The sequence below is a fragment of the Frankia alni ACN14a genome (genome assembly GCF_000058485.1).
GTDB classification, from domain to species: Bacteria; Actinomycetota; Actinomycetes; order Frankiales; family Frankiaceae; genus Frankia; species Frankia alni.
Map to the genome: position 1 here is coordinate 5,408,605 of NC_008278.1, position 21,826 is coordinate 5,430,430.

Consider the following 21,826-nt stretch of genomic DNA (forward strand, 5'->3'; position numbering starts at 1 on the left):
CCTGGTGATGTGGCCGGCAGCCTCTCCAGGGCGACGTCGATCGGCGTGGTGTCGAAGCCCGGCGGGACGAACAGCCGCACCCGGGGGCCGAACCGGACACGACTCCAGAATCTCCCCACGGCGTCCCGTCATGAACCAGACGACGCCATGATCCCACCGCCCCGCCGACGGATCGCGCCCGCGAGATCCCGAAGGCCCGCCCGAGACCACCTGACCACCTTGGGCCAGCTCCACGCCGGCCGCCCGGGGGCTCGGGGGTCGCCCCCGAAAAAATTGCGGCCCGCCGCGAAGCCACCAACGGGTGGCGAGCACGACGGGCCGGCTCGTGGACCTAACGCACCACAATAAGAACCGCCTGATCTTGGTCCAGGGGCCAGAAATCACCATCCGTCCGGTCTCCACGCGGCCGGTGACCAGGGGCGATGCCCGGTGACCACGCCAACCGAGACATCATCTACCGGATCGAACGAGTGTTCCGCATACCTGGCGGTTCCCGCGACGCCGGTCCGCCTGGTCACCGCGATCGCAGGGGTCGTGGTCGGGCTGACGTTCCTGTTCGGCCTCGGCAACGTCGCCGCTCTCGGTATCCACCTCGGTGTCCCCACCTACGTCGCCGTCCTCGTCGCACCCGCGGTCGACCTGTCCGTCGTCGGCCTTCTGGGCACCCGGTATCTGGCCCTGCACCACGGGCCCGCCGATGTGATCCGCTCCGCGCGGCGGCTGCTCATCTTCGCCAGCCTGGTCACCCTGGCGCTGAACATCGCCGAACCCCTCATCACCGGCCACTACGGCAAAGCCGCCTTCGACGCCGTCGGACCCCTCCTCCTGATCGGATGGTCCGAGATCGGCCCGAGGCTCCTGCAGGCCATGCAGACCACCACGGCCAGCGCCCAGCCATCTCCCAGCCCGGTCATGGATGCACCTGACAGAACCACGGCCGCCGTGACGGGCATGCCGCCAACCAGCGCGGCCGAAGGAGCAACCGCGCCAAGCGGGACGGCAACTCAGCACGACGATCCGGGCGCACGGGAGCAGGACCTGCTGCATCGCGCGCGGGCCGAGGACGTGCTGCACTGGCAACAGCACCAACGACCGATCTCTGCGGAGACGCTGCGTAAACGGCTCGCCGTCGGTATGGGGACCGCCCGCGGCTTGGTCACCCAGCTGCGCACTGATACCCACATCGCCCTCGACACTCGGGATGTTCGCGGGAACTGTTCATGAACTTAGGGAGATCGAGAGGATGGCTCCGTCGGGTGAGGCTGCATGTGCCCGAGTTGTCTGCCTTGCCTGAGACCGCCGATGGCGGGCAGAGAGTTCATTCGCGAACTTCGCCTGCGCGCTAAGCACAGCGCCCGGGCCGTCTGTTGACAAAGCCTTGATGATGGGCTTCGCGACGCCATGGAAAACAGTGAGTGCCTGGCGGCCAAAACTGATCCGGGTCCGGCGTCCCACAGCCTCGCCGTATGGGGTTCTGGTTGTCGGCGGACGCTCCAGCCGCGCAGTGTCAACCGACGGCCGACCGGCCAGATCGCCGCGCCAGGCATTCGGAGCCCAGCGGCGGGCAGCATTAGCGTCATCTGCGAGACCGGCGAGCCGCGCCCAGGAGACGCGGAGCGCTGCGGCCACCAGCACTTCAGATGGAAGATCGCTCAACCGTGCATCTAGCGGACTTGCATCCGTCCGTATTCGCGCTGTATTGAAGCCGAGCACAGTCTGGTCAGGTGTCAGAAGATCCATGGGCGCCTCGTGGAGCCTGTCATCCCCCGAGAGTTCCAGCGCCCGGTACTGCACCGTGTCGCCTGCGGCGACGGTACTCACTGCCAGTCCGGACGGCCGTTGGCCATCGACGAGAAGGCTACCCAGTTGGCCTGTGGCCCTCGCGAGTTGCGGCACGGCGATGCTGGGATCGGATGTGCCCTTGCACTCAAGAACGTGCACGCGGAAATGGCGAGGAGACTTCGAGGGGTCGTTCGCGACGAGGAGGTAGTCCGGGTATCGATGTCCAGCACTCACCTCGATCTCCCTGCCTGCGACGCTGAGCGACCCCCAGCGCAGAGCAACGTCGATATCAACCGGGTCGACCAGGTTGAGCGCCCTCGGGCTGGGGGCTGAGGCCTGTAGCCACCGTTCGGCGAGCAGGACACCGAAACCGATGCCGAGATCCTCGGAGACATGGCGGCGCTGGGTCCCCACAATTTGCGCCCCCGTGTTACTGACTCGAAGCAACCCGTCGGAACTATCGCATTCAAAGAACGCGTGGTAGCGGGCCAGCCCCCACAGCCGGTAAAGTTCGGCCGCGTCGTCGTGGGGACGTGGCCGCGTCGCGATAGCGAGCCTGTGAAGCGCCTCGGCGGGCCTCAGGTCGATGTGCTCCTTGATGCAGGCCACGGGCACGACCACATGCCCCTTCGGGAAGTCGCCGTGTCTCGTGACCAAGTTTACAAGATCGGCGTTACTCTGGCCCTTAACCCTTGCCTTGGTCCGGATAGCTTCCACAGCCTCAGCGAGATCCACCTGTCGAGGATCGCAGCCTCCCCGATACGGCCGTCACCGGGATGTTCTGCGCTCCGGCCGACGGGCAGCCCGTGATGTCGCCGACGACGGAAGCACGTTCACGGTGCGCACGGCGAACCTCGATGCCGCTGCCGCTGGCGAGCGGCGATACCTTATACCAGCGAGAGCGAGCGCCTTCCCGCGCGGTCGCAGTATAGGGCCGCCCGACCGCGGCGTCCGGCGCGGCATGGGTGTGGATCGCGGACGACGGTGCGTTGTGGCCGCTGACCCCGTTCGCCTCCGCCCACCCGAGGACAAGGTGAACGTGCTCGCCTGCCTCCTCGGCGCGCACGTCTGTGCTGGACGGTCAGGCCGAGGGCGACTCGCCCGAGTCGATCCGGGTCGACCAGCCTATGGTGCCGCACATCCATGGTCCGGTCGAGGCGGGACCACGCCGAGAGGGATCGGGCGCACGGGAGCAGGACACGCTCCAGCGGGCACGTGCCGAGGACGTCCTGCACTGGCAGCAGCACCAGCGGCCGATCTCTGCCGAAACCCTTCGTAAGCGCCTCCACGTCGGTGCAGGTACCGCCCGCAAGCTCGTCACTCGGCTACGCGGCGACACACATATTACACTGAATAGCCGAGTGCCGTAGATAAGCACCCCGTAGCTCACGCCATCCGATAGTCAAGAAGGGGAGGGCGTAGACCCTGAGATCATCCACTGACTCCTTCCAGTCAAATAAGGCTGCCAGTAAATGCACCCTACCGATTTTCCCAATCTTGCAAGTAGCTCGTAACCGTGGGCGCGTTCTTCGCGAGGGCACTGCGCCAATTCAGAAGTCCGTCGTTTTGCAAACGACCGACGATAATAATTGGGTGTACACCAAGTTTCTTGGCGACCGCCGTTAGCCAGGTCCGACCTACGCGTTCTGGAATGGCGGGGATCGGGCTGGGTAGCACCCATTTCGCGGCGAGCTCATTGGCATCTTTTTCCTGATGCCTGCCGTTGCCGTTTTCCTCGTCTAGGATCACAGTGTCGGTGATGTGGTCAAGTACGACATGCGCCACCTCATGCAAGATGGTGAAGAGCACCTTATCAAGCCGTTGACCGCGACCAGAAATTCCGATTACGGGCGTCCCGCCCATACTGAACGCGGCCCCGTCAATCTTACTGGAAGGGAATGCCTCCACATAGACTAGCCGAACACCAACATCCGCAAATCTCCCTGGCAAGTCGGCGAAAGCTTGTGGATTTTGCAGGTCGCGGCTCAACCGTTCAGCCAACCCTCGCAGTCGGATTGGAGAATAGACTGAAACCGTCTGGCTCTCTGCTTGCCGTCGCACGCAGGCTAGCCACGTTAGCTGGGTAGACGACGCCTGATCGCCAAGATTGCTTCGCCGCGCGGCCATCGGGAGTTTAGGTTGCTCCCCAATGTGGTCTATATTGAGTAGCCGGCATAGTTGGTCCGCCTGCCCACCGAGCGTAGTCGCAGTGACTATCCCACGTTTGCGTAGGACGGCAAGGGGTGCGAGCTCCGTCAGACGGGCCCGTAGCCTCACGTCGTCCAATTTCCTGCGGGCGCCCTCATCCTGTTCTTGTCGCCACAGGTGATATTGGTCTTGGTACCTCAGCCAGTATTCGGGACTTGTGCCGAGCGCCGCCGAGATCTGGGCTGCCGACTCTCGCGTGATCTCCTTCTTACCAGAAATGATCTCCGAGACCACCTGTGCGGGTCGGCCGATGATCTCGGCAAATTCCGCCTGGGACCACCCCCGCGCGTCCAGTTCCTCTAGGAGGTGCTCACCCACCGGGAAGGCTTCCGCAGGTCCGGTATTCATGACGCTGCCTCCCGCATGCTGGACCCGACGATGGCCACCACCGTCACCTGGTCTGTCTTGGAGTCATCGAAGGTCAACAACAACCTCGACCCGTTTACCAACCGAATCGAGCAACGCGTCCCGTCACGACCGTTCTCAGCTCTCAGGTCTAAGGACGCGACCTGCCGCAGATCTTCACGGTCCCTCGCGGCGAACAGCGACTGGAGCTTTTGGCGGTAGGACCTGACGAGGTCCGGCTCCCACTCGATCGGCCGGAACGCAGCATCTACGGCGAGGCGCCGAAGCCCCTCGTTGTCGTAGATCAGCAGCATGCCCGCCTCCACCTATCACCCCGGGGCTGACGACGTCAACACAGATCACAGCGACCATACCGGCCTGCGGCGGCTCCCCGGCTCCGATCGCAGCCAGGATGGTCGTGTACTGTCAATGTCGAGTTCACCCCATGGGTGAAGGACAGAAGACGGCTACCCGACCACCCCACCTGGGGAGTGTGACGGGCGGGCGTCGTGATGGGTGTCGGAGCCGGCGCCCAGAGAGGAGAGGCAGGATGGCCAGCGCAGCGGAGGTGGAGGCGGAGCTCGCCCGTCGTCCCTCGGGTATCCCGGTGACGGTCAACGGCCAGCGGGTCGACCTCCCGGACCGGGAGGTCACCGGACTGGAGATCAAAAAGGCGGCGGTCCAGCAGGGCGTCGCGATCGAGGTCGGCTTCCAGTTGTCGGTCCGGGAGGGCCAGCGCTACCGGGTCATCGGCGATGGCGACCCAATCCGGGTTCACCCGAAGCAGGAGTTCATCGCGGTCGCGCCGGACGACAACTCGTGACCGCGCTCTCCGCGGCCGTCGCGGAGGCCATCGACGCTGTCCGGGAGCAGTTCGCCGACACCGCGGTGGACGTCGTCCCGGACGGCGCCGGCGGCGCCTACATCGTCGTCGAAAGCATCGATGTGGCCCCGCTCTACGACCCGCCGACGACGTGGCTCGGTTTCCACCTCAACGCCACCTACCCCGCGTCCGACGTCTACCCGCACTACACCGGCCTGCTCACCAGGACCGACGGCCAGCCACTCGGCTCTGCGATCCAGAGCGTCACCTGGCGGGATCGGCCGGCGCTTCAGCTCTCCCGCAGTTCCAAACGCTGGAATCCCGCCGTCGACAACGCGGCGCTCAAGGCCCAGAAGGTCCTGACATGGCTGACCTCTCAGTGAACCCGCCGGCCACCGGCTGGAGCCTGACCATCCCGATCAGGCTCTGGACGATGCTGGCCGACCACCTGTTCTCCGACGGCGACGAGCACGGAGCCGTCATCCTCGCCGGCTACACGGACGGCCCCCGCGGCACCCGGCTGTTGGCCCGCGACGTCATACTTGCCGCCGACGGCACCGACTTCGTCGACGGCACGACCGGCTACCGGGCGCTCGACGCGACGTTCGTCCGCGACCAGGCCCTCCGCGCCCGCGACGAGAAGCTCGCCTACCTCGCCGTCCACAACCACTCCGACATCCTCCAGCCCGGAGCTGTCGCGTTCTCGACGATCGACATAGCCAGCCATGAACGCGGATACCCAGCCCTGCGGCAGATCACCGGCCAGATCGTCGGTGGGCTCGTCCTCACCCCCCGAGCCGCCGCCGGCGACCTTTGGCTCCCCGACGGCACCCGCGCTGTCCTCGCCGAGACCGTCGTTCCGGGAAACAACATCATCCGGCTCCGCCCGCGGCCGGCACCCACACCTGGCACCGCCCCACGGTGGGATCGGCAGGCGCTGCTGTTCGGCACGGCAGGGCAGCAGACCTTCGCCAGGATGCGCGTCGCGGTCGTCGGCCTCGGCGGAGCGGGGAGCATCATCACCGAACTCCTCGCCCGCCTCGGCGTCGGTGAACTCGTCCTGATCGACGGCGACCGGGTCGAAGTCACCAACCTGCCGAGGCTTCTCGCCGCCGAACCGGACGACGTCGGCGAACTCAAGGTCGATGTCGCCGCGCGCAACGCGCGCCGAGCCAACTCCGCCATCCAGATCACGGCCATCGCCGAACGTGTCGAGCATCCCGACGCCCGCGACGCGCTGACCACCTGCGACTGGATCTTTCTGGCTGCGGACAGTCACTCCGCCCGGCACTGGGTCAACCTCACCGTCCACCGGTACCTGATCCCCGCCAGCCAGGTAGGCGTCAAGATCCCGGTGGGTCCGGACGGCGAGATCGGTGAGATCCACGCCGCGGCTCGCTTGCTGCTGCCTGCCGAAGGCTGTCTGTGGTGCAACGGGCTGATCGACTCGACCCAGCTCGCGATCGATATGCACTCCGCAGCCGACCGGCGCAACGCGCAGTACGTCCCAGACGTCCCGGCCGCGAGTGTCATCGCGCTGAACGCGCTGCCCACCGCCGAGGCCGTCAACCACTTCATGCTCGCCGCCGTCCGCCTCCACGACGACCCCACCGACAGTGCCTCGGTCCTGCACCACCCGCGAGGGCGCGATCGTGCGCTCCAGGACAGCCGACAAGATCCCGACTGCCCTTGGTGCACCAGGGCCGGCGGCCTCGCACGCGGCGCCGGTGACGTAGCGGAGGGCGCTGCCCGGCTTGTCGGCGTGCCCCGTGTACAAGCCCAAGATGGCTTGTGACGATCTTCTGACCGGATGCGCGACGGCCGACCGATCCGGCAGACCACGTGATGGCATGCGTCCGTTCCGGGGGTTCAGGGCCGTGGGTGGCAGGCTGTCCGACATGTCGGGGCTGCGGCTAGCCTTGCCGGCAGGGGCGACCCGTGCACGGCCGGCCGGCGGTTGGATCTGAGACGAGCAGGGGGACATGTTGGGGCGCAAGCTGACGTTGCCGCAGCTGGAACGGCATCTGTACGCGGCGGCGGACATCCTTCGCGGCAAGATGGATGCCTCGGAGTTCAAGGAATACATCTTCGGGATGCTGTTCCTCAAGCGCGCGTCCGACGAGTTTGAGGTCGCCGAGGAGCGGGTCATCGCCCAGCTCATCGCTGAAGGGCGCAGCCGCGCGGACGCCGAGCAGCGGGCCACCGCCCGAGCACGGTACAGGGACACCCTCTACGTCCCGGAGGAGGCCCGGTGGGCTCGGTTGCGGGACCAGGTACACCACAACGTCGGCGACGAGCTGAACAAGGCGCTTCTTGCGTTGGAGGAGTGCAACAACACGGCGCTCGAAGGTGTCGTCCAACACATAGACTTCACCCGGACGGTCGGCCAGTCACGCATCCCGGACCGCAAGCTACGTGATCTGATCGCGCACTTCAATACGGTCAGGCTGCGGAATGAGGACTTCGAGTTTCCCGATCTTCTGGGTGCCGCGTATGAGTATCTGATCGGGGAGTTCGCTGACTCGGCCGGTAAAAAGGGCGGTGAGTTCTACACTCCGCGGGCGGTCGTGCGGATGATGGTCGCCCTCGTCGACCCGAAGCCGAAAATGGAGATCTACGACCCATGCTCCGGCTCGGCCGGCATGCTGATCCTCGCCCGGGACTGGGTCGCCGAGCACGGCGGTGACCCGCGGGACCTACGGCTGGCCGGCCAGGAGTACAACGGCGGCGTCTGGTCGATCTCGAAGATGAACCTGCTGCTCCACGGCATCCCCGACGCGGACATCAGGAACGGGGACACCCTCGCCGAGCCGATGCACGTCTCCGGCGGAGAGTTGGAGCGGTTCGACCGGGTGCTGTCGAACCCGCCGTTCTCCCTGAATTACAGCCGGGAGGGGATGGAGCGGGAGAACCGGTTCCGGTGGGGCTGGGCTCCCGAGGGTGGCAAGAAGGCTGACCTGATGTTCGTCCAGCACATGGTCGCGGTGCTGCGCGCGAACGGCGTCGCCGCGACAGTCATGCCGCACGGCGTGCTGTTCCGCGGTGGCACCGAGCGCGACATCCGCACCGCCCTCCTCAACGACGACGTCATCGAAGCTGTGATCGGGCTGGCACCGAACCTGTTCTACGGGACGGGCATCCCCGCCTGCGTGCTGGTGCTGCGGGCGCCAGGGGCGAAGCCGGCCGAGCGCGCCGGCAAGGTGCTGTTCATCAACGCGGACGCAGAGTTTCGTGCCGGCCGGGCACAGAACTACCTCATGCCGGAACACGTCGAAAAGATCGTCGCGGCATACCGCGAGTTCACCGACATTCCCGGCTACGCGAAGGTCGTCACCCGGGACGAGCTGCGCGCGGGCGGTGACAACCTAAACATCCGCCGGTATGCCGACAACGCGCCGCCCCCCGAGCCGCAGGACGTCCGCGCCCACCTGCACGGCGGAGTGCCGCGTGCCGAGGTCACGGCGAAGGCCAACTTGTTCGCCGCGCATGGGTTCGACCCCGGCGCGGTGTTCGTCGACCGGGATGCCAACTACCTCAACTTCGCCGACGTGACGAGAGACGACCTTCGGCGGCTCGTCGAGGAGCACCCAGGGGTGCTCACCCGGGAACGCGAGGCAGCGGAAGCGCTCTCCGCCTGGTGGGAGCGCAACCGCGAGGTCTTCGACAGGCTGGCAGCGGCGCGCGGGCTACGCACCACACGAACAGCCCTGCTGGCAAGTTTCTCCGCGGCGCTGACCCCCATAGGCCTGCTCGACCGCTTCCAAGTCGCCGGCGTGTTCGTCCGCTGGTGGGACGCCGTCCAGTTCGACCTGCGCACCCTCGCCGCGAACGGCTACAACGGAGTGCTCGACGGCTGGGTGACCACCATCATCACCGCCGCCGAGGACTCGAAGTCGAAGTCCGACCCATTCGACCACCGGCTGGTCCGGGCGCTCCTCACCGACTTTCTCGGCGAGCTAGCCGAGGTAGAGGCCCAGCGCGCGGAACTCGATGCCAAGATTAAGGCAGGTACGGCCCCGGCGAACGACGGCGAAGAGGAGGATGCCGGCGAGGAGAGCGCCGATATCGAACGACTCTCCCCCGCGGAGCTAGCTTCCTCGAAGCGGGAGCTGACCGCGGTGAAGCGGCGACATCGCGAGCTGACCCGTGAGGTAGTCACTCGGCTGGAGAAGGCCCGCGCCGAGCTGACCACCGCCGAGGTCCAAGACCTAGTGCTCCGTCTCTTCCTTGAGACCCTCGCCGAGCATTTGAACGGACGTGTCGCAATCCATCTCCGCCAGGTGGCCATAGCTGTAGAGAATTGGTGGGATAAGTACGCGGTCTCCCTGCGTGAGCTCGAATATGTCCGCGCCGCTGCAACAGCACAGCTCGCCGACTATCTCAAGGATCTCGAATATGAGTAAGTCGAATTCCACTCAATGGACTACGACTTCACTAGGCTCCATAGTAACATTCTGGCCCGGATACGCTTTTCCGGAGGTCGAGCAGGGTAAAATTTCGGGTGATATTCCCTTTTTTAAGGTTGGAGACATGTCTCGGCCGGGGAATGATGTCGCACTAAACTCGGCCGAACACTACGTGACCTCGCGGACTTGTCGATTTTTTGGATGGAAGCCTTGCCCGGCGGGGGCGGTTGCATTTGCGAAAGTCGGAGCCGCACTACTCAAGAACAGGCGCCGACTGATCACGCAAGACACCCTTCTCGACAATAACATGCTCGCCGTCGCACCGCGTCCCGGCATCAGCTCGCGGTACCTGTACTGGCTGATGCAGACGATTGACTTTTCCAGATTCGTTCAGGATGGAGCGGTCCCGTCTGTTAATCAGAATCAGATTGGTTCCTACAAGGTAGCCATCGCACCCTTGTCAGAGCAACAGAAGATCACCGAGGTCTTAGACACTGTAGATGAGGCAGTTCGGTCGACGGAGCGCCTCATAGCGAAGCTATATATTGAGCGCGCGGGCATCATCCAGGAGCGTCTAGGCGAGTGGGAATCACGCCACGCCGACAACTCCGATGGGAGCTCACGGGACGTTCGCTGGGTACAGCTCGGCGATATAGTACGCGAAACACTTCTAGGCACTCCACTAAGGGGCAGGAAAGACGGCAACATACTACTAGTAAAAATGGGAAATATCTCCGGCGGCATGCTCAACATGGAGCACACCGAACACATCTCCCGGTCGATCGTCGGGTCGTCGATAGGCCACCTCGAACTCCAACACGGAGATCTACTATTCAATACCCGGAACACGCCAGATTTGGTCGGCAAGACGGCCGTATGGCCAAAAAATTTGCCGCCAGCTATTTGTGATAACAATATTCTTAGGATACGCTTCCAACCCGAGGTGCTACCCGAATTCGTCAATGCATATATGAGCTGGGGGCTTGGCAGAAACAGGCTGGCGAGGTTGGCTACAGGAACCACCAGCGTGGCGGCAATTTATTGGCGGGATCTATGCAAATTCCCAATTCCCGTACCCGCTATCAGCGAGCAGCGCCGATTGGTCAGCGGTATCGACTACTCAGGGTCGCGGTTGTCCTGCGAGCAAGTCGAGCTTGAAAAATTTCTTCTGATTAAGCAGGGGTTGATGGATGATCTCCTAGCTAAGCGGGTAGGTGTATGGGATGTGTCGGATGTGGATACGCTGACGGCATGACCGGGGGTGCTGAGTTCGAGCTGGTTGAGCGTCCGTTCGTCGAGCAGCTGTGTGGTCTGGGCTGGGCTCATCTCGCCGGGTCGAAGCACGATCCGATGGCGAGCGGTCGGACGTCGTTCTCCGAGGTACTGGTGGAGGGTCGGCTGCGGGCGGCGCTGCAGCGGATCAATCCGGGACCGGACGGCGGGCCGTGGCTTGACGATGGCCGGCTCGCGCAGGCCGTAGCCGCGCTGACCCGCCCGAAGGCGACCAAGCTGGTCGAGATCAACGAGGAGCTGACGGAGGCACTGCTGCTCGGTGTGCCCGTTGAGGGGATTCCAGAGGTCGACGGTAGCCGGAACCGGCGGGTCCGGTTCATCGACTGGGACACGCCGTCGAACAACGACTTCCTGGTGGTCAACCAGTTTCGGGTGGACATCCCGGGCAGCCAGGGCCGCCGCTACATCGAGCCGGACCTCGTGCTGTTCGTCAACGGCATCCCGCTGGTGGTCGTGGAGGCGAAGAGCCCGACGACGTCGTCTCCGATGGCGAAGGCGATTCGCCAGCTGGCTCGGTACGCCGACCAACGGGGGGCTGTCTCCCGGGAGGGTAACGAGCGGCTGTTCCACACCAACCAGGTCGTTGTCGCCACGAGCTGGGATGTGGCGAAGGTCGGGACGTTCACCTCGGATCCGGATCATTTCGCCGAGTGGAAGACGACCGAACCTGCTCCGGAGGTCGAGGTCGCCAGAGTGCTCGGGGTGAGCGAGCTGACGAGCCAACAGCGGCTCGTCGCAGGCATGCTCGCCCCGGAGCGGCTGTTGGACATCGTCCGGCACTTCACGCTGTTCATGCCGGCGCAGGCCGGCCGGAGAGTGAAGATCGTCGCTCGCTACCAGCAGTACCGGGCTGTCCAGCGCACAATCCACCGTCTGATCACCGGCAAGACCCGGGTGGTGGACGCCGAGTTCGACCGGCGTGGCGGGATCATCTGGCACACGCAAGGCTCGGGTAAGTCGCTGACCATGGTGTTCCTGATCCGGGCCATGCGGACGCATCCCGATCTCGTCAGTTTCAAGGTCGTGGTGGTCACCGACCGGAAGGATCTCCAGGCGCAGCTTGCGAAGACCGCCGAGCTAACCGGGGAGACACCCCGGACGGCGAGGAAGGTCGAGCAGGTTCGCTCGTTGCTGTCTGTTCCGGGCAAGGCGCTGCTCTTCGCGATGATCCAGAAGTATCGGAACCCGGACGCGGCGAAGGACGCCCCGCTGGAGGTGAAGTCACTCGGGGTGCTGGACCCGTCCGAGGGCGTGGTCGTGCTCGTGGACGAGGCGCACCGCTCGCACAGCAGCACGCTGCACGCCGTGCTGTTGGACGCGTTGCCGAATGCGGCAAGGATCGGGTTCACCGGGACGCCGATTATCATGGGGAGACGGAAACGTACCCATGCGATCTTCGGCCCGTATCTAGACCGGTACACCATCGGCGAGTCCGAGGCTGACGGTGCGACCGTACCGATCCGCTACGAGGGCCGTACGACGAAAAGCGACGTTCAGGACGCGGCGGATCTCGACGAGCTGTTCGAGGACATGTTTCCCGACCTCACCGACACGCAGCTGGCGAAGATCCGACGCCGATGGGGAGCGACCGGCAACGTTCTCGAAGCGGAGAAGATGATCGCGGCGAAGGCCCGCGACATGCTCCGCCACTACGTCGACACCGCGCTGCCCGGCGGATTCAAAGCGCAGGTCGTCGCGACCAGTCGGCTCGCCGCGGTGCGCTACCGCGAAGCGCTGTTGGCCGCCCGCGATGAGATGGTTGCCCGACTCGATGCGCTGCCCGCCGAGTTGCGCACGGCCGAGGCCGCGGACCGGGCCGCCTCCGCCGAGGGCATCCCCGGCCTCGGGCGCGCCCGGCTGCGCGACGTGCGGGCCTGGCCGTACCGCGACCTGATCGCCCGGCTCGACTTCGTCCCGGTCATCTCCGGCGAGCAGAACGAGAAGGACTGGCGCGACTGGACCGACGAGGCCCGGCAGAAGATCGTGATCGAGGAGTTCAAGAAGCCGCTGCCCGCGCCCGACGATCCGACCCCGGACCCGGCCACGACCAGCACGGTCGCCTTCCTGCTGGTCAAGTCGATGCTGCTGACCGGCTTCGACGCGGCCGTGGACCAGGTTATCTACCTCGACCGGCGGATCAAGGAAGCCGAGTTGCTCCAGGCCATCGCTCGGGTGAACCGCACCGCGCGGGGCAAGGCCAACGGCTACGTCGTCGACTACTTCGGCGTTGCCAAGCATCTGCACGCCGCGCTGGAGGCGTATGCGGCTGAGGACGTCGACGGGGCGCTGGCAAGCATCACCGACGAGCTCCCGCTGCTGGCCGACCGGCACGCCCGGGTCCGCGCGCTGTTCACCGACCGCGGCCAGGAGCGCTTCCACACCCCGGCTGATCAGGAAGGCTGCGTCCAACTGCTGGCCGACGACGCGCTGCGGGCCGCGTTCCAGGTCGCCTACCGGGCACTGACCCGCAGTCTGGAGACGGTCCTGCCACGGCAGGAGGCACTGCCCTATGTCGCCGACACGAAGGCGTTCGGGGTGATCGGCCTGCTCGCGCGGCGACGCTACGACCGCGACGACGCCGACTTCGACGTCTCCGTCTACGGCGAGAAGGTACGCCGCCTGATCGACAACCACATCGTCGCGCTCGGCATCAGCCAGAAGATCCCACCGGTGTCGCTCACCGACGCCCAGTTCGACGAGAAGGTCGGCGGACTGACGTCGAAGCGGGCGAAAGCGTCGGAGATGGAGCACGCCCTACGCCACCACATCAGCGGCATGCTCGACGCCGACCCGGTTCGCGCGCGCACTCTGTCCCAGCAGCTGTCCGAGATCCTCGACCGGCTCCGTGACCAGTGGGACCAGCTCGCCCTCGAACTCGGCGACCTGATCGACAAAGCACGTGCCGGGCGGACCGCTGCCGAGAATCCCGACGACGCGCCTGACGGTGTCCAGCTGACTCCGATCGAACGTCTCTTCTTCGACGTTCTACGCGCGGAACGGGTCGCCGAGGGCAAGGAGATGACACCGGTCGCCGTCGAGGCCGTCGCCGAGCTGGTCACCTTCATTGTCGATCATCTGCGTAGGGAGATCGGAAGGGTGCACTTCTGGGGGAACGCTCACGCCCAGCAACGCTTGCACAGCTGGATCACCGTCGCGGTCAGCGACGTGTCGATCGACGGAGACGACCTGTTCGACCAGGACCGGGCGGAGGCCATCGCCGACCAGATCGTCGAGTTGGCACGGCACAACCACGCTGCGGTTATCACGACAGTCCCGCCCACGGTCGGCTAAATGCGCCACCGAACTGACAGCAGCAGGAGGGGCGAGCGTAGACCACACCGTCTCACCGGCCCAGTCGACGCAGTCCGACGGGCCGACCCCCTACGCTTGCTCTATGACAAGCGGCGAGAGCGTGCGGATGACGATCGGAGGCTTGGACTTCGTCGTCCGCGCCTCCGAGCTCCGTCGCACCGTCGGGATCACCGTCGACCGGGACGGAACCCTGCTGCTGCACACCCCAACTGACGCCGACCCGGACCGGCTGGCACGGTGGGTACGCGGCCATCGCTCGTGGATTCACCAACGCCTTGCGGAGAAGGACGTCCTGCTCTCCCCTCGGCCGGTGAAGCAGTTCGTCAACGGAGAGGGCTTCGACTACCTCGGCCGGCACTACCGCCTGCTCCTCACTGACGATCCGACGGTGGACGACGGCGGTGTCCTCCCCCGGGCTGGCCGCCCAGCCGCTGGACGCCACCGAACCCCGGCGTCCCCGGTGCGCCTCATCCGGGGCCGAATACACCTGCCCCGCAGCCTGGCCGCGACAGACATCGACGGCGCCGCAGCACTGATCGGCTGGTACAGGCACCGAGGGGCAACCTGGCTACCACCCCGCATCCGTCCCTGGGCCAGCCGCATGGGCGTCGACATCACCGGCCTCGACATCCGCGACCTCGGCCACCGATGGGGCTCGCTCAGCACCACCGGCCGAATCAACATCCATTGGGCGACCATGCAGCTCCCGGTCAGTCTCGTCGACTACGTCCTCGTCCACGAACTCGCCCACGCCCACGAACGAAACCACACACCGACCTTCTGGCGACTGGTCGAACGCGCCATACCTGACTACGAGACCCGCAAGAACAGGCTCGCCGCCCTCGGTGCCACCCTCTGGCTCGGATAACAGCGGCTGACCACCTGCGTCAAGGAACGGCGGCGGCACTGGCAGGGAAGGGACTCTCCCTCGAGAGGTGTTTTCGGCCCGCGAAACTTTGGCGAGGGCGTGCGACTCAGCAAACCTCGCCGCGCCGTTCGTAGGAAACGATGATCAATTTGACGTTGACGGTAAGGGTGTCATCAGGACCTAGGACGCGTTCGCAGTCAGCATAAAGGCTCTTGTACCGCACAATCGCGTCATCGGCATGTTCGGCGTCCGCGTACGCCGTGGCATGCATGTGGCGGACGAGTAGCGTCACCAGGTGATCGGGTCCGAACCGTCGCGTGCTGTCTACTGCCAGTTGTTCGAACCGATCGACCGCGTCTATTACGCCGAGTAGCTCGGTGTAGACCAGTAGCAGGTTGTTTCGCGCTACCAGCGCGTCAGGGTGAACAGTCCCCTGTAGGCGTATACGGTCAGCCAGTAATTGCTCGGCGATGGGACGAGCTTCGGCGGTCCTTCCTGCTTCCTGATAAGCGCACACGAGGTTGTGTCGTGCGACTAGTGTCCTCGGATGATCGGGTCCGAACAGCTCCTGGAATTCGTCGACGGTCCGCTCGTGGGGCTGCACCTGGTCTGGGTTGTCGACTACCAGCGAGTCGGCGAGGCTGCCACGTATGAGCACGCTCAGCGAATCGTTGGGGCCCAGGTGCCGCTCGGCGTCTGCGAGGGTCCACCCGAGCAGGCCGGTCGCTTCAGCCAGCCGTCCCGCGGCCCGGTAGGTGCATGCCAGGTTGTGGCGGGCGGTCAACCCTGCTCGGTCTCCGACGCCGAATGCCGCTTCGAAACGGGGCACAATGCGCTCGTAGAGCGCGATCGCCTCGTCGGTCCTCCCGTCCGCGCGTAAGGCCTCAGCGAGGTTGTTGTACGCGAGCCACGTGTCTGGGTGATCGACACCCGGAAGGCGTTCAAGGCCGGCGACAACCCGCTCGTACAGATCGATCGCCTCCGTTGTCCGCTTAGCAGAAATGTAGGCCGCGCCAAGATTGTTGCAGGCGGCCGCTGTATCCCTGTGGTCAGGACCGAGACGCGATTCGTCGAGCGCCAGGGCTCGTTCTAGGTAAAGAACCGCGGCCTCGGACTGTCCCTGCTGGTTGAGGTACCTACCGGTGACGTCACAGATCCTTGATACCAGCCCAGCTGTCACAACGTCACACTGGTCATCAATGCCGTCGAGCGCTGCCCGCACGTGAGGTATCAGCTGCCGCCACCGCGGCCAGCTCGTTGGATCTTCAGAGGCGTTGGGTAGCCCGGCGGCGAGAAGTCGGATGATTCCAACCGTGGCCGCAGCCTGATCGGCTGGCGTCATGTCCTCCCGGACTGCTGCGGCGGTCAGCCGGTGAACGGTCAGCGTTGATCCGGCACGACGCGCCAGACTGAAACTAACCAGCACCCCGACGGTCTCCGCCCAGTCGAGCTGATCCTTGGCTGCCCGCCGCAGCGGCCCGTCCGCCAGTGCCGCTGCGGCACCATCGGTGAACAGGTCGAGGGGAATCGGATCAGCGGCGCAGAAAGCGCACAGCGAGAGCAGCTCCACCGCTGCCAGCCGCTCCGCCTGAATCCGTGCCACCGAAAGCCTCCACAGATTTGCCACCGTCACGCCGGGTCGATCCGCCACGCGCCCGCGGTCGAGCAAGCTTCCGAGCCGCTCGATCAACAAGCGGACGTACTCGGCCGGGGGCAGCCCGGTCTGCACGAGGAAGCTGGCCGCCTGCTCGACTGCCAGCGGCAGGTAGCCAAGCAGATCCGCGATCCACCCGGCTTCCGTCTCCTTGATTCCTTCGACCCGAGGGACGAGTACCCTGACCGCCTCGTCCTTGCTGAATGCGCCGACCTCAACCGCCGCACCGACGCTGTCGAGCCCTACCAGACGGGAAGTCACCAGCAGTCGCCCGTGCGGACCCGACGGCCGGAACGGATCGACGACATCCAGCTCGTTGACGTCGTCGAGTACCAGCAGCCAGCGCCGCCGCTCTCGATTCAGCGACGCGGCGACCTCAGACCAGCCGGCGTCGTCGGAGAGGCCGAGCTTGACTCCCAGCGCCGCGACCTGCCCAGCGACCACCGCCGCGTCACCCGCGTTGATCCACCACACGACATCGAAATCGTCGGCGAAGCGGTGGGCGTACTCGACCGCGAGCGCCGTCTTACCAGTCCCGGCCATCCCGTAAAGCGCGCAGACAGCGGCGGTACCGGCGCCCGAGAGGCCATCGCGCACCGCGTCGAGGAACTCCTCACGATGAATGGTCCGTGCCAGCCGCGGGGGGACGTTCCACACCTGGGGCAACTCGAAGGGCAACAGCGTCCCGATGCTCGCGTCAGGTAGTTGGAAGCCTCCGGGGAAGCCCGGCTCCGTAGCCGGCTTGCGCCGTCCACCTACGACGGCTTCGAGGAGCCGCTCCCGCGCCGTCTCCCTGTCGATCCCGAACAGGTCCACCGCTTGGATCTGGCCCAGCAACGCCGGGGGCAAGCAGTCTTCCACCCGGACAACCAGCACGCGCCTGTTCAGCCCGGCGGGGTCCGTCGCCCAGCCAACTTCCCATTCCGCGCCTCGAGTCGCCGACGCCAGATAAGCCTCCGAAAGCACCACCACGGAGCGTGCACCACTCGCCAGCGTCCGCTGCAGGTCAGCGACAGGATGCGACCCAGGCACGGCATCCCAGGCGCGGATCAATGCCCTATGGCCTGCGGACTCCAAGGTCCAAGCGACCCACTCCGCCCACTCGGCGTCGTCGACGACGTACGAGACGAGGAACTGCTGCCCTGTCTCAGGTCCACCGCTGTCCGACACAAGGCTATGATCTCACCCTCCGCCGTCCACCGGTTGGAGCCTTCGCCCGCGGCAGGGTCTGTCCCGTGAACAACGTTTCCGGCGGTTCGATCAGTTGGTCGCGGTACACCCCAGACGCCGACCTCCACGCCGCCTTCCATCCACCTGCACCTCCATCGGCGAGCCCCATGTCGATAGCTCATCAATGCCTGACTGGCCCGTCCTGCTGCGTGCTGCACCACGGGCAGATCACGGTCGGCGCGGACGCGGGAACCTCGAATCGCGCGCCGCACCGCCTCCGGGACCTACCCGAACGCCAGCGGCGCCGTCGGCGGCCGACACACACCATGGCCGTGTCGCAGGGTGATTCGTCGCCGAGCGTGCGCGGATGCGCATCGCGGCACACCGCGCAGACCGGCTCCGGGGGCGCGGCAACGAGCGTCGGATTCACCTCGGTCGCTGAGATGATCCGCCGATAGCTGGAGTGCGGGGTCGGACCGCCGCAGACATCACAGTGCAAGTAGAGATCTGGCCGGGGCGTAGGGCTCCACGCGTCCCGCGCGATGAAGGCAAGCGCCGCGAAGAACTCGCGTACCGTCATCTCGCGATCTTCTGGCTCACGACCGCGTGAGTTCCGGCTCCTCCACACGACCCATCATGATCTCACCCGATCAACCAGCCTGTCGGGCGATCGGCCTCATACGCCAACAGCCAGTGGGGGCAGCTGGTGGGTCTCGACAACCGCGGCCTCCAACCGGCCGAACAGGAAACGCGCTTACCCGGCCGGGAACAGGCAAACGTGGACGAACCGCGCGAGCGCTGGGACAACCCGACACCAGAACAAGCCATCGGAGGCGGCGAAGGGCGACGCCGTGGTCGCCCAGGAACCGCTCCCAGCAGCAATAGAGTGCCCCGCAGCCGATACAGGCCAGAGAGCCTGAAGGGGGCACGCTACTGATGGCCGGTCCCGACCACGCCCAGGACGATTCCCGCACGGAGAGCACGGAAGCCGGCAACCAAGCTGGCGCGGGACCGTCCCGGAAAGCACGACGACAACCCGTCGCCCGCCACATGGTCATCGAGCGGGTCGAGACCATACCCATGACGGCCGAGGAACGGCGAAGAGCAGTCGAGGCGCTCGCCGAGCTGATCCTGCACTGGGAGCACACCACCGCAGCCGCCACCAACTCGGAGGAACACCGGTAGGGCCGGAGGCCCGGCCGCCTGCCGCGGCTGACGTTCCGCATCGCTCTCAGCGACATCGCGCCCTTGGTGTCCGCCCGCTGGCGCGCCTCGGCCGGGCCGGTCACGCCGACATGGTCAGAGCGTCTCGCGCCGAGGGTACCGGGGATGGGTCTCCCGCATCCACGCACGGAACCGCCGGAGCCGCTCCTGGTGATTCACCTTCCGGGACTTCGCAGCGTCCGTGCACGGGCGTGATTCGGGGGCACCGCACTTCGGGCACGTGACGAGCCTGGCCCGCCCGACGGTCACCGGATCGGAAACCGTGCCACCGGCACGCCGGTGCCATTCGTCGACCTGGCGGTCGTAGTCGGCCAGCGCCTGCTGGTACCGGCCTTCGTGGACGAGGGAGACGCGGGGCGCGGGTGGTGTGTCCGGCTCCGGCGGTCTCCAGTCCGGATCAAAGGCCGCGAACGACCCGCATGCTGACCCAGTCCCAGCAGCGGTGACTACCGACAGGAGTCGACTGCTACAGAGCCAAAGGAGGCTCGAACCACCTGCCCGGCCCGCCGACCTGCAGTTTCGGCGGGCACGAGCACGTCCACAACGTGCGAACCAGCCTGTTTCTGCAGGTCAGGCGGTTCGTCACGCTGCGGGGTGGACCGGGCGGGGCCCGAACCCTACCGGTGACCGATGCCCCGGTTTCGACCGGAGCAGCGGCGGGAATCCCGCCGGTTCGCGCGGCGTGCCATGCACGCCACGCCGGACGAGGCGGGAGGCTGTCGCATGACCAGTACCGATCACGAACTCGCCGATGCCGTCAGCACCGTGCGCTACGAGGTACGTCGGCTGTCCGTCGCGACGGACCTGAGCTACGACGAGACGGTCCGCCGCTATGAGCAGGCGGTTCCCGCCCTCGACGAGGCACGCTTCGCTGCTCTCGCCGCGGGCGAGCCGACCTGGGACGACGTCCGGGTCGCGACCGCGCCGAACGCGCCGCACGACTTCCTCCGCTACTGGCGCGGCGAGTTCACCTGGATGTTTCGGGCGGCCGGCGACGAGGGGCGGTGCGTCGAATATCTGATGGGCAACCATGTGATCGCCGAGCGGATGTTCCGCCATGACCCGGGGGTGCTGCTGCACGCCCCGCTGCGGACCACGATCCACACCGACCGGGCGGGCACGACCTGGTTCAGCGTCGACCAGCCGAGCACGCACTTCCGCAGCTACGGCAGCCGGGCGATCACGATCGTGGGCATCGAGCTGGACCTGAAGCTGGCCGCCCTGCTGGAGCACCTGGGCCTGCCCGTGCCCGCGGCGCTCACCGCCGGCCGGGTCCCCGCCCACGCCGGCTGACTCACCCCGCCGCCGACCCGGCACCAGCGGCGGCGATGGCGGCGGCGATCGCGATGGTGCCGCCGTCAGGACAGGGTGGCGAGCCAGTTGGTCAGCAGGTGCGCGCCGGCGTCGCCGGACTTCTCGGGGTGGAACTGGGTGGCGGCCAGGGCGCCGCGCTCGACGGCCGCGGCGAACGGCTCGCCGTGCTCGCCGATCGTGTCGCCGGCGTCGGGATCGGCCTTCGCCGCGTAGGAGTGGACGAAGTAGAAGCGGGTGTCCGCGGGCAGCCCGGCGAACAGCGTGGACGCCGCGGGCGGGCGCACCGTGTTCCAGCCCATGTGCGGCAGGATCGGCGCGGCGAGGCGGCGCACCTCGCCGGCCAGCACGCCGAGCCCGGCCGTGCGCACGCCGTGCTCGTCGCCGAGCTCGTAGAGCACCTGCATGCCCACGCAGATGCCGAGGACCGGCCGGCCTGCCGCCACCCGTTCCCGCACGACCGGCCCGGCGCCCACCCGGTCGAGACCGGCCATGCAGGCCGCGTAGGCGCCGACGCCGGGCACGACCAGCCCGTCGGCGTCCAGAGCGGCATCAAGATCATCGCCGACCGTCACGTCGGCGCCGACCCGGGCGAGCGCCCGCTGCGCCGAGCGCAGGTTACCCGAGCCGTAGTCGAGGACCACGACCCGCGGGCGCCGGCCCGTCGGCCCGGTCACAGCACACCCTTGGTGGACGGGACGCCGGCCACCCGGGCGTCGAGCGCCACCGCGTCGCGCATGGCCCGGGCGACCGCCTTGAACTGGGCCTCGACGACGTGGTGGGCGTTGCGGCCGGACAGTACCCGCACGTGCAGCGCGATCCGGGCCGACGCGGTGATCGACTCGAAGATGTGCCGGGTCAGCGTGGTGTCGTACGTCCCGATCAGGCCGACGAGGTCCGGCTCGACGTGGACGCAGTACGGCCGGCCGGACAGGTCGACCGCGGCCTGGGCGAGGGCCTCGTCGAGGGGGACCAGCGCGTCCCCGAAGCGGCGGATGCCGGCCTTGTCGCCCAGGGCCTCGCGCAGCGCCGAGCCGAACGCGATCGAGGTGTCCTCGACCGTGTGGTGGGAGTCGATGTGCAGGTCACCGCGGGTGCGCACGGTCAGGTCGAACCCGCCGTGCTTGCCGAGCTGGGACATCATGTGGTCGAAGAACGGCACGCCGGTGTCGGAGCTCGCCACGCCCGTCCCGTCGAGGTCGAGCTCGACCAGCACGTCGGACTCCAGCGTCTTGCGTTCGATCCGCGCGGTGCGGGCCATCGGGGCTTCCTCGGTCTTTCTCGGTCACGGGTGGGACCGGCGGAGCGGGGCGGCTGAGGGGGCGGCAGGGCGAAAGCGGCGGGACGAAAGCGGCGGGACGAAAGCCGCGCGGCGAGGTGGAAGCGGCAGAAGCGGCGGAAGCGGCAGGGCGGAAGCGGCAGGGCGGCAG

15 protein-coding genes and 2 pseudogenes are annotated in these 21,826 nt (G+C 66.6%); 10 read left to right on the forward strand and 7 right to left on the reverse strand.

Annotated features, from left to right (window positions below; translation table 11 throughout):
• Positions 1–429: 429 nt before the first annotated feature.
• Positions 430–1,224: a hypothetical protein gene (locus tag FRAAL_RS21745; protein WP_011606095.1), complete on the forward strand. Its 795-nt coding sequence runs from the start codon at positions 430–432 to the stop codon at positions 1,222–1,224.
• Here FRAAL_RS21745 and FRAAL_RS33225 read toward each other — a convergent pair.
• Positions 1,219–2,517, reverse strand: a complete 1,299-nt coding sequence (locus FRAAL_RS33225; RefSeq protein WP_011606096.1) for a hypothetical protein — start codon at positions 2,515–2,517, stop codon at positions 1,219–1,221. The two genes, FRAAL_RS21745 and FRAAL_RS33225, sit on opposite strands and share 6 nt — an antisense overlap.
• A 443-nt stretch (positions 2,518–2,960) precedes the next feature.
• Here FRAAL_RS33225 and FRAAL_RS35180 point away from each other — a divergent pair.
• Positions 2,961–3,152 (forward strand): annotated as a pseudogene (locus tag FRAAL_RS35180) (hypothetical protein); the annotation flags it as partial.
• Positions 3,153–3,261: 109 nt separating this feature from the next.
• On the opposite strand, the gene FRAAL_RS35185 reads toward FRAAL_RS35180, so the two are convergent.
• The 3 genes and pseudogenes from FRAAL_RS35185 to FRAAL_RS21750 all read right to left on the reverse strand — a co-directional run bounded on the left by FRAAL_RS35185 (position 3,262) and on the right by FRAAL_RS21750 (position 4,649).
• Positions 3,262–3,771: an ImmA/IrrE family metallo-endopeptidase gene (locus FRAAL_RS35185; RefSeq protein WP_231861188.1), complete on the reverse strand. Its 510-nt coding sequence runs from the start codon at positions 3,769–3,771 to the stop codon at positions 3,262–3,264.
• A gap of 330 nt (positions 3,772–4,101) precedes the next feature.
• Positions 4,102–4,338 (reverse strand): annotated as a pseudogene (locus tag FRAAL_RS36190) (HigA family addiction module antitoxin); the annotation flags it as partial.
• A complete protein-coding gene (locus FRAAL_RS21750; protein WP_157892175.1) occupies positions 4,335–4,649 on the reverse strand; it encodes a hypothetical protein in 315 nt (104 codons plus the stop codon). The gene FRAAL_RS21750 and the pseudogene FRAAL_RS36190, both read right to left, overlap by 4 nt.
• A 236-nt stretch (positions 4,650–4,885) precedes the next feature.
• On the opposite strand from FRAAL_RS21750, the gene FRAAL_RS21755 reads away from it, so the two are divergent.
• The 7 genes from FRAAL_RS21755 (at position 4,886) to FRAAL_RS21780 (ending at position 15,037) form a co-directional block, all read left to right on the forward strand.
• Positions 4,886–5,158, forward strand: coding sequence for a multiubiquitin domain-containing protein (locus FRAAL_RS21755; protein ID WP_041939602.1), 273 nt, complete (start codon positions 4,886–4,888; stop codon positions 5,156–5,158).
• The gene (locus FRAAL_RS21760; protein ID WP_011606103.1) at positions 5,155–5,541 is read left to right on the forward strand and encodes a hypothetical protein; all 387 of its coding nucleotides are present in this window, start codon (positions 5,155–5,157) and stop codon (positions 5,539–5,541) included. The genes FRAAL_RS21755 and FRAAL_RS21760 overlap by 4 nt, the downstream gene beginning before the upstream one ends.
• Positions 5,523–6,953: a ThiF family adenylyltransferase gene (locus tag FRAAL_RS21765; protein ID WP_041939603.1), complete on the forward strand. Its 1,431-nt coding sequence runs from the start codon at positions 5,523–5,525 to the stop codon at positions 6,951–6,953. The genes FRAAL_RS21760 and FRAAL_RS21765 overlap by 19 nt, the downstream gene beginning before the upstream one ends.
• Positions 6,954–7,140: 187 nt before the next feature.
• Complete coding sequence (locus FRAAL_RS21770; protein ID WP_011606105.1) at positions 7,141–9,561, forward strand: type I restriction-modification system subunit M; 2,421 nt, start codon at positions 7,141–7,143, stop codon at positions 9,559–9,561.
• Complete coding sequence (locus FRAAL_RS31990; RefSeq protein ID WP_157892176.1) at positions 9,554–10,819, forward strand: restriction endonuclease subunit S; 1,266 nt, start codon at positions 9,554–9,556, stop codon at positions 10,817–10,819. The genes FRAAL_RS21770 and FRAAL_RS31990 overlap by 8 nt, the downstream gene beginning before the upstream one ends.
• The gene (locus FRAAL_RS21775) at positions 10,816–14,148 is read left to right on the forward strand and encodes a type I restriction endonuclease subunit R (protein ID WP_041939604.1); all 3,333 of its coding nucleotides are present in this window, start codon (positions 10,816–10,818) and stop codon (positions 14,146–14,148) included. The genes FRAAL_RS31990 and FRAAL_RS21775 overlap by 4 nt, the downstream gene beginning before the upstream one ends.
• A 103-nt stretch (positions 14,149–14,251) precedes the next feature.
• Positions 14,252–15,037: a M48 family metallopeptidase gene (locus tag FRAAL_RS21780; RefSeq protein ID WP_041939605.1), complete on the forward strand. Its 786-nt coding sequence runs from the start codon at positions 14,252–14,254 to the stop codon at positions 15,035–15,037.
• A gap of 106 nt (positions 15,038–15,143) precedes the next feature.
• On the opposite strand, the gene fxsT is transcribed toward FRAAL_RS21780, so the two are convergent.
• Complete coding sequence (gene fxsT, locus FRAAL_RS30635) at positions 15,144–17,861, reverse strand: FxSxx-COOH system tetratricopeptide repeat protein (RefSeq protein ID WP_011606109.1); 2,718 nt, start codon at positions 17,859–17,861, stop codon at positions 15,144–15,146.
• A 1,947-nt stretch (positions 17,862–19,808) separates the two neighbouring features.
• Between fxsT and FRAAL_RS21795 the strand changes: the two genes are divergently transcribed.
• Positions 19,809–20,378, forward strand: coding sequence for a DUF302 domain-containing protein (locus tag FRAAL_RS21795; protein ID WP_011606112.1), 570 nt, complete (start codon positions 19,809–19,811; stop codon positions 20,376–20,378).
• A 65-nt stretch (positions 20,379–20,443) separates the two neighbouring features.
• On the opposite strand, the gene hisH is transcribed toward FRAAL_RS21795, so the two are convergent.
• Positions 20,444–21,073, reverse strand: coding sequence for an imidazole glycerol phosphate synthase subunit HisH (gene hisH, locus FRAAL_RS21800; protein WP_011606113.1), 630 nt, complete (start codon positions 21,071–21,073; stop codon positions 20,444–20,446).
• Entirely contained in the window at positions 21,070–21,657 is a 588-nt protein-coding gene (gene hisB / locus FRAAL_RS21805) for an imidazoleglycerol-phosphate dehydratase HisB (RefSeq protein ID WP_011606114.1), read from the reverse strand. Before hisB ends, hisH begins: the two co-directional genes overlap by 4 nt.
• Positions 21,658–21,826: the final 169 nt, after the last annotated feature.

Bases quoted from the DNA above. Each gene is read 5' to 3' on its own strand.
- hisB (WP_011606114.1), bottom strand. From the start codon at position 21,657: ATGGCCCGCACCGCGCGGATCGAACGCAAGACGCTGGAGTCCGACGTG.
- FRAAL_RS21755 (WP_041939602.1), top strand. From the start codon at position 4,886: ATGGCCAGCGCAGCGGAGGTGGAGGCGGAGCTCGCCCGTCGTCCCTCG.
- FRAAL_RS31990 (WP_157892176.1), top strand. From the start codon at position 9,554: ATGAGTAAGTCGAATTCCACTCAATGGACTACGACTTCACTAGGCTCC.
- FRAAL_RS21765 (WP_041939603.1), top strand. From the start codon at position 5,523: ATGGCTGACCTCTCAGTGAACCCGCCGGCCACCGGCTGGAGCCTGACC.
- FRAAL_RS21775 (WP_041939604.1), top strand. From the start codon at position 10,816: ATGACCGGGGGTGCTGAGTTCGAGCTGGTTGAGCGTCCGTTCGTCGAG.
- FRAAL_RS21770 (WP_011606105.1), top strand. From the start codon at position 7,141: ATGTTGGGGCGCAAGCTGACGTTGCCGCAGCTGGAACGGCATCTGTAC.
- FRAAL_RS21750 (WP_157892175.1), bottom strand. From the start codon at position 4,649: ATGCTGCTGATCTACGACAACGAGGGGCTTCGGCGCCTCGCCGTAGAT.
- FRAAL_RS21780 (WP_041939605.1), top strand. From the start codon at position 14,252: ATGACAAGCGGCGAGAGCGTGCGGATGACGATCGGAGGCTTGGACTTC.
- FRAAL_RS21795 (WP_011606112.1), top strand. From the start codon at position 19,809: ATGACCAGTACCGATCACGAACTCGCCGATGCCGTCAGCACCGTGCGC.